The organism is Catenibacterium sp. GCM10023432, assembly GCF_042651925.1.
Taxonomy (GTDB): domain Bacteria; phylum Bacillota_I; class Bacilli_A; order Erysipelotrichales; family Coprobacillaceae; genus Catenibacterium; species Catenibacterium mitsuoka.
Map to the genome: position 1 here is coordinate 1 of NZ_JBHSEB010000072.1, position 12553 is coordinate 12553.

Annotated in this window: 9 protein-coding genes; 4 read left to right on the forward strand and 5 right to left on the reverse strand. The window is 32.7% G+C overall.

The window, feature by feature from the left end:
* Positions 1-277: 277 nt before the first annotated feature.
* The 3 genes from ACFOZZ_RS09140 to ACFOZZ_RS09150 all read right to left on the reverse strand — a co-directional run bounded on the left by ACFOZZ_RS09140 (position 278) and on the right by ACFOZZ_RS09150 (position 4574).
* Entirely contained in the window at positions 278-1897 is a 1620-nt protein-coding gene (locus ACFOZZ_RS09140) for a peptide ABC transporter substrate-binding protein (RefSeq protein WP_055233361.1), read from the reverse strand.
* Positions 1898-2173: 276 nt separating this feature from the next.
* Complete coding sequence (locus ACFOZZ_RS09145; protein WP_376815108.1) at positions 2174-3166, reverse strand: hypothetical protein; 993 nt, start codon at positions 3164-3166, stop codon at positions 2174-2176.
* 70 nt (positions 3167-3236) lie between these two features.
* Positions 3237-4574, reverse strand: coding sequence for an MATE family efflux transporter (locus tag ACFOZZ_RS09150; RefSeq protein WP_376815109.1), 1338 nt, complete (start codon positions 4572-4574; stop codon positions 3237-3239).
* A 137-nt stretch (positions 4575-4711) separates the two neighbouring features.
* On the opposite strand from ACFOZZ_RS09150, the gene ACFOZZ_RS09155 reads away from it, so the two are divergent.
* From ACFOZZ_RS09155 to ACFOZZ_RS09165, 3 genes are all read left to right on the forward strand, one after another.
* Positions 4712-5257, forward strand: coding sequence for a hypothetical protein (locus ACFOZZ_RS09155; RefSeq protein ID WP_055233364.1), 546 nt, complete (start codon positions 4712-4714; stop codon positions 5255-5257).
* The gene (locus ACFOZZ_RS09160) at positions 5257-5520 is read left to right on the forward strand and encodes a DUF1292 domain-containing protein (RefSeq protein WP_055233365.1); all 264 of its coding nucleotides are present in this window, start codon (positions 5257-5259) and stop codon (positions 5518-5520) included. The genes ACFOZZ_RS09155 and ACFOZZ_RS09160 overlap by 1 nt, the downstream gene beginning before the upstream one ends.
* 223 nt (positions 5521-5743) lie before the next feature.
* On the forward strand, positions 5744-6109 hold the full coding sequence (locus tag ACFOZZ_RS09165; protein ID WP_006506838.1) for a hypothetical protein: 366 nt from the start codon (positions 5744-5746) through the stop codon (positions 6107-6109).
* Between the two features lie 40 nt (positions 6110-6149).
* On the opposite strand, the gene ACFOZZ_RS09170 is transcribed toward ACFOZZ_RS09165, so the two are convergent.
* On the reverse strand, positions 6150-8594 hold the full coding sequence (locus ACFOZZ_RS09170; protein WP_376815110.1) for a CHAT domain-containing protein: 2445 nt from the start codon (positions 8592-8594) through the stop codon (positions 6150-6152).
* A gap of 226 nt (positions 8595-8820) precedes the next feature.
* On the opposite strand from ACFOZZ_RS09170, the gene ACFOZZ_RS09175 reads away from it, so the two are divergent.
* Complete coding sequence (locus ACFOZZ_RS09175) at positions 8821-9012, forward strand: hypothetical protein (RefSeq protein ID WP_376815111.1); 192 nt, start codon at positions 8821-8823, stop codon at positions 9010-9012.
* A gap of 82 nt (positions 9013-9094) precedes the next feature.
* On the opposite strand, the gene ACFOZZ_RS09180 is transcribed toward ACFOZZ_RS09175, so the two are convergent.
* Positions 9095-12463, reverse strand: a complete 3369-nt coding sequence (locus ACFOZZ_RS09180; protein WP_376815112.1) for a CHAT domain-containing protein — start codon at positions 12461-12463, stop codon at positions 9095-9097.
* Positions 12464-12553: the final 90 nt, after the last annotated feature.

Here is a 12553-nt window from a genome sequence, read left to right on the forward strand (position 1 = left end):
GATATCGCATCGTTCATCGAGCCCTGAAATCTGTCATTCATCAAGTTTTTCATAAACTTTTGACTCTACCAATTTATTATTAATGTTAACAGTTGTGTAGTTTACGCTGTACATCAGATATAGTCAATCGTTTTGTACCTTTTCTTTGTAAATATATTAAAATATCATTACATTTTACTGATATCAGAAATATTGTAAATGTTTAATCAAAACACAAAAAAAGGAGACAGCATTTCTGCTATCTCCTAGGCCACTCTGTTTTGACACAAAGTAGAGGTTATTTTAATTTAACATATTTGAAAGTATATGGAGTTCCTACTGGTACCTGTACTAATCCACTTACGTTCTTAGCCTTTAATGCCGCAGAACCTTTTTCGAATACTGGGATATAAGCCATATCTTCCATCATAACTTTTTCAGCCTGGATCATTAAATTCCAACGCTTAGTTAAATCTGATTCTTTCTGGATCTGTTCCATTAATGCATCAAACTTCGTATTAGTATATTTACCATAGTTGTTCTGGTTACCAGTTAAAGCTAAGTTTAAGTAAGTTGTTGGATCTGCATAGTCTGGTCCCCAACGAGTACATACTACCTGGAAGTTACCATTTGCTTCTCTGTTATAGATTCTGTCTTTCTTAACAGTTGCAACCATGTTTACCTTTAAGCCTTTTAACTTAGTGAATGAGCCCTGTAAGTATTCAGCCATAGTATCCATTGGTGATTCATCAGTACCATATAATAAATCGATAGTGATTGTATCAGTACCTAATTCTTTCTTAGCTGCATCTAAATATTCCTGAGCTTTCTTCTGGTCATAGCTTACATATTTATCTGCATCATCACGGAAGTCTTTACCAGCTGGGCTAGTAGATAACTGAGATGGAACGAAACCAGTTGCAGCCATAGAACCATCTTTTAATACGTTTTCACATAAATCTTTTCTGTTGATTGCATAAGCTAAAGCTTCTCTTACGTTCTTGTTAGCAACAGTGTTGTTCTTGAAGTTTAACTGTAAGTAGAATAAGTAACCTTCATTGAATGTTGTGAAAGTATCTTTACCTTTATACTTATCTACTAATGTAGAGTTGATTGTTGCATAGTCAACTTTGCCATTGTCAAAGTTCTGTGCAGCAGTCTTAGGATCCTGTACTAAGTACATTTCAAGATTCTTAGTTGCTACTGTTTTAGCATCATAGTACTTATCGTTCTTAGTGAATGTTGCTTTGTTTCCCTTAACCCACTTAGTCATCTTATAAGCACCATTTGAAATAGTGTATTCTGGCTTAGTACCATAGTTCTTACCACATTTTTCAACGAACTTTTCGTTCTGTGGGAAGTAGCATGGGAATGCCATTAAGTCTGTGAAATATGGAACTTTGTTTTCAAGTTCTACTACTAAAGTCTTATCATCTTTAGCTGTAACACCAAGAGTAGCCATCTGTTCATCAGTTGCATTAGTACCTAATTCCATGAGTGCATCTGCATTCTTAACTGAAGCACCTTCGCTACCTAACATATAAGCATAGTTACCAGCATTTTTGATGATCTTACGCCAAGAATAAACGAAGTCATTTGCAGTAACCTTATCACCATTTGACCACTTTGCATCTCTTAAGTGGAATGTATAAGTCTTACCATCATCACTTACATCCCAGCTCTTAGCAATTGCAGGTGCAGTCTTACCTTTTTCGTTAACGGCTGTTAAACCATCTGTAATAGCGTGAACTGCGTTGAATGACATACCATCATCAACTACTGTAGAATCCATACCCTGAATATCTAATTCACTTGCAAATCTAAATGTATCAGTATCTGTCTTAGAACCACAGCCAGCTAACATTCCTGCAGCAGTTGCAGCGGTAAGCAATACTTTTACTGTTTTACCTGTTTTCATATATTCTCCTCCTGTAGTATTTTGTTTTCTACTATGGTGATAAGTTTAGTCTAAAAATTGTATACTGTCAACATAATTTCACATATTTTTTTGTATTTTAATGACAATTTATAGTTTTATTCATGTATTTACTAAATTCTATACAATTGTGTCTATATTTTAGTAACTTTTTATCACTTTGATAATTGATTGTACTAAATTCCGTACAATATTTTAAATTGAAAAGGACGTATGCACAAAAAAATGAACAATACAATCTTGTATTGTTCATTTTTATTATTTTGTATGTTTGAGCTTGATTTGATAGTCCTGAAGAGCTTCTGCACCATAAGCTTCCGCATTCGATTCATTGATCTGATTGTAGTTCACTGCCTTATTTGTGACCTTTGTAGAGAATTCTTTCTTATAGGTCGCAATAGTACGATAGTCTAATAGCTTATTGTAGTCACCACTCATTGTGTCATAGGAATCAACAAGGGCATATTCATAAGCATGATATGTACTATGAAGTAATGCTTCTAAGAGAGTTGTAGAAGATGCATGGTCTAATTGACTGATTTCAAAAGTGATTTCTTTTGATTTGTTATTATATTGTGCATAGGAATGTGAAAGACCACTACCAGCCCCTACCTTGATTCTAAATGGTATACCTAAATAATCTCTTTCGTTATTGCATATTGTCTGTAAGGTATTAAGCTTCTCTTTACGTGTAAGTTTGGACCAGTGATGTAAGTTCTTTAAAGATTTTTCATCATATTTTCTCATATAGACATCTGTATTGTTTGAAATCTTAGTGGATGATTGAATGATAGAAGAACCAAATAAAGTAAAGCTTAATACAATGACAAGTGATAAGAGAGAAGCCAAACCAATCACAAACTGTGATTTTTCTAATAATGAGTTATAGTTTCTTCTTTTGACTCTAGATAAATATAAACCGATGTAAATAATATTAAGTGTAATAAGTATTCCCCATACTAATCCAAGGGGTAGTGTAAGAAGTGGCATATATGCGATTGTAGTATAGATACCAAAAGGCATAAGCACATTAAGCGCTATACTTAAATAATTTCTTCTGTCATCTTTCTCAAAGTAAATGAGTCCAAAAATAAGTATTGTAAGTAAGAATAAAACAAGTTTGGATTGGAGTAATGAGCAGCCTGGGATGACTTTGAATATAAATAAACAAAATATAACAAGAGTAATGAAATATACTCCTACAGATCTTATGATGAATTGTTTAAGTGTTAATGTGTTATGTTGTTTCATGGGTTATCCCTCCCTTATTATTCATTTTAAAGAAAACTGTAACAAAAAGAAAGCCAGAGTTGATTCTGGCTTACATAATAAGTTTCTTCTTTTTTACTACAAGATAAGCAATCACAATAGATGCTGAAGTCACAGCCCAGCTGACTGGATAAACGACTAATACTGACTGGAATGTTTGTACTCTAGCAAAGATGATAAAAATCCAAGCCAATCTTAGAGCACAAGTGAAGACAATACAGAGTACTGTAGAAATCATTGGATTGCCTAGTCCTCTGAGTGCACCTGACATGATTTCTATCGTCATATTGAGTACTTCAAATGTGACTACAATAGAAATACGGATACAGGCTATTTTCACAATGGCAGGATCTGATGTAAAGATTCCTGCTAGGAGTGGTGAGAATGATACGAAGAGTGCACTGATAGCACCTGTAAAAAGTGCACCAAGTAACATACACCATCTAATAGACTGGATACATCTTTTATAGTTCTTTGCGCCATAGTTTTGTGATGTAAAGGTAATAGCTGCCTGAGCAAATCCTGTAATTAAGAAATAAGAATACATTTCAAAGTTCAAGGCAACAGTAGAAGCTGCAACAATATCAGCACCTAAGCTATTAATAGCTGATTGAATGATGATATTAGAAATATTGAACAACATTCCCTGTATTGCGGCAGGAATACCAATCACAAGTATTTCTTTTGTATAGATCCACTCTATCTTCATTCTGTCTAGTCTGACCTGTAATGCACCTTCTTCTTTATAAAGAATCCTAAACAACAATAAAGAACTTGTCGCATCAGCAATCATAGTGGCTAGAGCTACACCAGCAACATCTAATTTAAACAAAATAACAAATATCAAGTTCAATACAACATTGATTGTACCTGAGATAATTAAACAATAAAGTGGTCTTTTGGTATCTCCACCTGCTCTTAGTATGGCCGATTCAAAGTTATAGATTGTTAAGAAGAACATTCCTATGAAACAGACTCTTAAGTAGAGTACGGCAAGGGGGAGTACTTCTTTTGGTGTGGACATGAGTTCTAGTAGTGGACGGGCAATGATTTCTCCAATAATAGAAACAATAAAACCAGTAATAATAGATAATACAAGTGCTGTATGTATGGCCTGATTGGCTCTATCTTCTCTTTGTGCTCCTAAGAAACGTGAAATAATCACATTTCCACCTACTGAGAAACCTACAAAGATAGTGATAAATAGATTAGTAATTGGTGCAGTACTCCCTACTGCAGCCAATGAATGACTTCCTGAAAACTGTCCTACAGTCGCTACATCACAGGAATTGAATAACTGCTGGATAATACTTGTAGCTGCTAAAGGCAATGCGAATGCAAGGATCTTATCCCATAATGATCCCTCTAATGGATTAATTCTTTTAGCCATAATTTCCCCCTTCTTGCCTATTCTATCTTTAAAGCACGCTTTAAGGTCAATACTATACTTATTTAAATTTTAGAATGCATTTTTTCACAATTAGAAATCATTTTCCTATATAATTACTGTGAAAGGAGGTTTCCACTATGAAGAAACTATTTACATTATTATTATCGTGTATGTTAGTGTTTGGTTTAAGTGCATGTACCAACAATAATAAGGATACAGGACAGAGTAATTCCACTAAACAAACTGATACAACAACTCAAACAGAAGAATCAATTGATGATGCATTCTATAAGGATTTAAAGAAAGCCTTAGAAGCAAGATGGGAAATCGAAGAAAATGATGCGGAACTCACAACAGAAATCTATACTCGCTATGTAGATACTGAACTGAAGTATTTAAGCAAGTATGAGCATGCAGAAGATTCTTTTAAAAATCATGAGATTGGTGATGCTGCTGAGGATTATGTAGATGCATTGCTAGAGGGTAAGAAGATGGCTTATCTGATTGATAAGGATTATACTACATGGCATAGAGAACATGATGAAGATGTATTTGAAGATACGACTGAAGCTCTTTATAAGTTAAATAATATTAAGAAAATTACTTTTGAAAATGAAGAGAACCAGAAGAAGTTTGATCGTCTTGTGAAATATGGAGAAGAATATAGTAAGAGGGATGACTAATGGATAATATTGTCGTATTAAATGATGAACACGGAAATGAAGTAGAGTTTGAATATCTTGATTTGATTGAACATAATAATGAAGCATATGTTGTTTTATTACCTGTAGAGGATGATACAGATGAAGTAGTAATCTTAAGATGTGAAGAATCAGATGATGATTCTGATGAAGAAAACTATCATTCAGTAGATGATCAAGAATTATTGAATGAGATATTTGAAATCTTTAAAGAAAAGAATAAAGATAATTTTGATTTTGATTAAAAGCGAGGGGGCACCTGAATGGTACCCCCCTTTTATGATGCTTGGATAAATTATTCATGCACAAATAAGTAAATACGTGCATATACGATATATATGTATTGAACATTTTTTCATACAGGACTATTATATACGAGAATTTTGATATTGTTATTTATGATATATCAAATGAAGGTAAACACACTTAATGGTGTTTATGTATATATTTTGAAGGGAGAATTTAATCATGAAAACTTGGAAATTAGTTTCTGGAATATTGTCAATCGTATTAAGCGTATTTGTATTATTCCAATCAGCATTGGCTGGTGTAGCCAATACAATGTCAGCAAATGGAGAAGCTGGAGGAAGTGCTGGATTATTTGTCGCAATTCTTTTACTTGCTGGTGGTATTGTTTCAATCTGTGTGAGAAAGAGTGTTAAAAAAGGTGGCAATATTGCATTAGTTGTATTATTTGGTTTAGCTGCTTTATTTGGATTTACTGGTGCTGGAAGTTATGGTGACTTATATATCTGGTCATTCTGGTGTTTAATTAATGCAGTACTTGCAGTTGTTGCGTTAGTGAAAATGAAAAAAAGTCTGAAAACAGCATAAAGCAATCCCCCTATGATTTAGGGGGATTGTTTTTCTACTACTATGCGTTTTCTATCTTTCCCTGAATAATAAATCCATTCCAGTCTTCCTGAATATATTGATTATTCTTCTTTCTGACTATCTGCCCAATAATTTCACTTTCATCAATTCTTTTGTTGAGTTCATTAAGATTTCTTTTATAGATGAAAGGATTCTTGATTTTATTCTTCATTTCTTTTTCAAAGACATCTCTAAATTCTTTGAGTTCTACTAAGCCATGTTCTTTTAAGTATTCCTTGGTATCCTTAAAGGACTGATAGATATTGTTTGTTTGATTATATCTTTCATAGAATGATTTCATAAATATTGCAGAGTTAAAGTCATCTACTTCTTCTACTGTAAGCAGTAATGTCTGGCATCCTGCAAGCTCAAAGGCACGTCTAATACCATAGATACCTTCACCACTTATATTCTCACCAAGTCCTGTATTACATGCTGATAATACTACTAGTTCTGTACCCTTTAAGTCCATATACTGTATTTCTTTAGCACTGATATAACCGTAATTATTATCTTCCACGTTATATCCTGATAAGCATAGAATACCTCTATCCATTGGTTCCATATTTTCATTATCTAGATAGTCACCATGTGTAGAAACATGAAGTACTCTAGGTCTTTTTGTATTAAGGAAGTTATCATGATTGGCTTGATATGAACTATATATAGTGGACTTCTCGCCATAAATATCACGAATGAACGTACCTTCTAGACATGAGCCATAGAGCACACCTTTTGTATAGCCTCTGTCGCTATCTTCAGATTGTGTACCTGAGAAGTCAGGATAGACAAAGGATACAAGCTGATCTGTGTTACCATCATCCGTATCATTATCGAAGAGTGTCTGTACAGAACTTAGATAAGAAATATTGAGACAGTTAAGTACTCTTTCAAAGGATAAGTTATAGAGTTTACCATCAGGACAGATATAAATATGATCATAGTCTCTAATAGAACCAATGAATAATTGAATATCCTTATCATTAATAAATGAACCATTGATAATATCTGGATAATTAACAACACACTGTGAATACTTTCCTTTCTTTATGAGAATAAGACCATACTTTGAATCATCAAGTTCATAGAAATCGATAATCAGATTATTGCCTATCTCATGAGACACTTCTTCTAGAGATAATCTTTCATCCATTGATTCATTGTGGGATCTATTAACATCAATCTCAAAAGAGAGATTCTTATTGATGAAAAGATAATCTAGTAAGTCTTTGATGTTTCTTTCAAAGACACTAGTTTTCAATAATTCATACACTGCATTAAATGATTTAAGAAAGTTTCTTCTAGAAGATATTTCTTTTATTCTAAAAGCAGTGGTCTTAAGATTATTAGCATTTTCAAAATATGCAGTCATATGATTCTTGATAGATTCATTATCTGTTTTGTCTTGATAAATCTGTGAAAATAGTAGATTAGATAATGCAAGTAATGCATCTGGATGACTCTCTCCTAAATTTTCTTTTAATGCATTATAGGCTCTATTTTCTACTTCTAATGCCCTGTTATAATCCCCTAAATAAGAATAAAATATTGCTAGATTGTTTAATGATAATAACGTATCAAGATCATTCTCGCCCAGAATTTCTTTCTGGATATTATAAACTGTATTCTGTAATTCAAATGCCTTATTATAATCTCCTAAGCAAGAATAAGTGTTTGCAAGATTAGCAAGTGCTCTTAATGTATCTGGATCATCCTCGTCTAAATTTTCTTTTCTTGTATTATAAACTGCATTTCTTATTTCTAGCGCTGAATTGTAATCTCCTAAATAAAAGTAAGAATTTCCTAGATTGTTTAAGGCAGATAATGTATCCGGATGATTTTTTCCTAGAATTTCTTTAAATACATTATATACTAAGTTCTGCAGTTCACATGCCTTGTTGTAATCCCCTAAATCAGAATAAGAGTTTGCTAAACTAAGTAGTGAAGATAGTGTATCCGGATGGTTCTCTCCTAGAATTTTCTTTCTTCCATTATAAACTGCATTTTTCATTTCTAATGCAGTATTATAATCTCCTAAACCAGAATAAGAGTTTGCTAAATCGTTTAAAACAGATAGTGTAGCAGGATGATTTTCTCCTAAAATTATTTTACATGCGTCATAAAGCGTACTCAGTAGTTGTATTGTCCTATTATAATCAGAATATAAGTTCACTAAATCACTTACAGCGAACAATGTAGGAAAATGATTCTCCCTAAGCTCCCTAAGAATTTCTTTATATGCGACATAATCTTCTTCATATAGTTCTAACGCTTCGTTGTAAACTTTCAAATATCTATAATAATTATCAACATCTTTCAATTCACCTAGTTCATGCTTATATAAATCATATAACTCTTGATAAGCATTTTTTTCTTTTACATAATCTTTTTCATTATGCGCTTCTTCTGCTTGCTTGATAAGGCTATCAATTGTAAATATATTCATACATATTCCTCCCAACAACATCGGTCAATTCCATTCTAATCTATTAAAAACAACTATTCTATACTCCTTAAATCAAAAGACAGTAAATGCTGAAAGTTAAAATGTTTTAAGACAAAAACAGGGAATTTAAATAACCAATAAGTTATTTTATGAAAGGCATAAGAAAGTGTATCAACATTTCAACTACACTTTCCTTAATCTTTATTGCCTTGTGAGGAGGATACATATGTTAGAACTAATCTTAGTAATACTTAACTTATGGTGGTTCTACAACACCAAATACTTTGATCGTTGGTCTAAAATCAAAATTGGTGATAATCAATTTTCAATTTCTGTTACAGCATTAATCATATTGATCTATATAGCCATCGGTGCATTTGGTTTTGTACGATGGTACTATTATCATCGAAGACTCTAATAATATAATACTAAGTACAGAGGTAAACAGTAAAAACATAGGGACAGCAACCGTAACATTGCTGTCCCTTTAAATACGATTATTAGTTTTCTATCTTTCCCTGAATAATGAATCCATTCCAATCTTCCTGAATATATTGATTATTCTTCTTTCTGACTATTTGTCCAATAGTTTCACTTTCCTCAATTCTATTGTTGAGTTCATTGAGGTTTCTTGTATAAATGAATGGATTCTTAATCTTGTTCTTCATTTCTTTCTCAAAAACATCTCTTAATTCTTTGAGTTCTTTTAAGCCATGTTCTTTCAAGTATTCCTTGGTATCCTTGAAGGACTGATAGATATTGTTTGTCTGATTGTATCTTTCATAGAATGATTTCATAAATATAGCAGAGTTAAAGTCATCTACTTCTTCTACTGTAAGCAGTAATGTCTGGCATCCTGCAAGCTCAAAGGCACGTCTAATACCATAGATTCCTTCACCACTTATATTCTCACCAAGTCCTGTATTACATGCTGATAATACAACTAATTCTGTACCCTTTAAGTCCATATATTGTATTTCTTTAGCACTGATATAACCAGAATTATTATCTTCTACGTTATATCCTGATAAGCATAGAATACCTCTGTCCATTGGTTCCATCTGTTCATTATTTAGGTAGTCACCATGTGTAGAGACGTGAAGTATTTTTGGCCTTCTTGTATTAAGGAAGTTATCATGATTGGCTTGATATGAACTATATATAGTGGACTTCTCACCATAGATATCATGAATGAACATACCTTCTAGATATGAACCATAGAGTACACCTTTTGTATCTCCTCTATCGTTATCTTCAGATTGTGTACCTGAGAAATCTGGATAGACAAAGGATACAAGCTGATCTGTGTAATTATCATCCGTATTCTTATTAAAGAGTGTTTGTACAGAACTTAGGTAGGAAATATTTAAGCAGTTAAGTATTCTTTCAAAGGATAAATTATAGAGTTTACCATCAGGACAGATATAAATATGATCATAGTCTTCAAGAGAACCAATAAATGATTCAATATCTTCATTATTAATAAATGAACCACTGATGATATCTTCATGATCAATAACACACTGTGAATACTTTCCTTTCTTTATCAGAATAATGCCATACTTAGAATTATCAAGTTCATAGAAATCAATAATCAGATTATTGTCTATCTCATGAGATACTTCTTCTAGAGATAATCTTTCACCCATTGTTTCATTGTGGAATCTATTGACATCCATCTCAAAAGAGAGGTTCTTATTGGTAAAGAGATATCCTATTAAGTCGTGGATATCTCTTTCAAAGACGCAGGATTTTAATAATCTATATACACGATTGAATGATACAAGATAGTTTCGTCTAAAAGAGACTTCTTTTATACTAAAGGCAGTTATCTTAAGATTATTAATATTTTCAAAATATGCAATCATATGATTCTTGATAGATTCATTATCTGTTTTATCTTGATGAAACTGTGAAACTAGTAAGTTAGATAATACAAGTAATGTATCTGGATGATTCTCTCCCAGGATCTCTTTACAGACATTATAAACTGCATTCTGCAGTTCACATGCCTTGTTATAATCCCCTAAATAAGAATAAAATATTGCTAGATTGTTTAATGAAGTTAATGTATCCGGATGATTCTCCCCCAGGATCTCTTTACGGGCATTATAAACTGCATTCTGCAGTTTGTATGCCTTGTTATAATCTCCTAAATAAGAATAAGAATTTGTTAGATTGTTTAATGAAGCTAATGTATCTGGATGAGTCTCTCCTAGGATTTCTTTACTGGCATTATAAACTGCATTCTGCAGTTTGCATGCCTTGTTATAATCTCCTAAATCAGAATAAGAATTTGCTAGATTGTTTAATGAAGCTAATGTATCTGGATGAGTCTCTCCCAGGATCTCTTTACGGGCATTATAAACTGCATTTTTCAATTCTAGTGCCTTGTTGTAATCCCCTAAATCAGAATAAGAATTTGCTAGATTGTTTAATGAATTTAATGTATCTGGATGTTTCTCTCCCAGGATCTCTTTACGGATATTATAAACTGCATTCTGCAGTTCACATGCCTTGTTGTAATCCCCTAAATAAGAATAAAATATTGCTAGATTGTTTAATGAGGTTAATGTATCCGGATGATTCTCTCCCAGGATTTCTTTACGGGCATTATAAGCTGCATTTTGCAGTTTGCATGCCTTGTTATAATCTCCTAAATAAGAATAAGAGCTTGCTAGATTGTTTAATGAATTTAATGTATCTGGATGTTTCTCTCCCAGGATTTCTTTACGGGCATTATAAACTGCATTCTGCAGTTCACATGCCTTGTTGTAATCCCCTAAATCAGAATAAAATATTGCTAGATTGTGTAAAGCAGATAATGTATCTGGATGTTTCTCTCCCAGGATTTCTTTACGGGCATTATAAACTGCATTCTGCAGTTCGCATGCCTTGTTATAATCTCCTAAATAAGAATAAGAGCTTGCTAGATTGTTTAATGAAGTTAATGTATCTGGATGTTTCTCTCCCAGGATTTCTTTACGGGCATTATAAACTGCATTTTTCATTTCTAGTGCCTTGTAATAATCCCCTAAACTAGAATAAGTGATTGCTAGATTGTTTAATGAAGTTAATGTATCTGGGTGATTCTCTCCCAGAATTTCTTTATAGGCATTATAAACTGCACTTTTCATTTCTAGTGCCTTGTTATAATCCCCTAAACTAGAATAAGTGATTGCTAGATTGTTTAATGAAGTTAATGTATCTGGATGTTTCTCTCCCAGAATCTCTTTACGGGCATTATAAGCTGCATTCTGCAGTTCGCATGCCTTGTTATAATCTCCTAAATAAGAATAAGAGTTTGCTAGATTGTGTAAGGCAGATAATGTATCTGGATGTTTCTCTCCCAGGATTTCTTTACGGGCATTATAAACTGCATTTTTCATTTCTAGTGCCTTGTTGTAATCCCCTAAATCAGAATAAGAATTTGCTAGATTGTTTAATGAAGTTAATGTATCTGAATGTTTTTCTCCCAGAATCTCTTTACGGGCATTATAAACTGCATTTTGCATTTCTAGCGCCTTGTTGTAATCCCCTAAACTAGAATAAGTGATTGCTAGATAGTTTAAGACCTTTAATGTAGTAGGATGATTCTCTCCCAAAATTTCTTTACTGGCATTATAAACTGCATTCTGCAGTTCACATGCCTTGTTATAATCCCCTAAATCATAATAAGAGCTTGCTAGATAGTTTAAGACCTTTAATGTAGTAGGATGTTTCTCTCCTAGTTCACACTTAAATAAATCATATAACTCCTGATAAGTATTTTTGGCTTTTATGTGATTTCCTGTTTTATGTGCTTCTTCTACTGCTTTATCTGCTTCTTCTGCTTTCTTAATAAGATCATCAATCGTAAGCTTACTCATACTTATTCCTCCCAATCCCCTTCTAATCTGTTATGAAATGACGATTGTCAAGTGGAAATAACACATTTCTTTGATTTTCGTTTTTCCGTT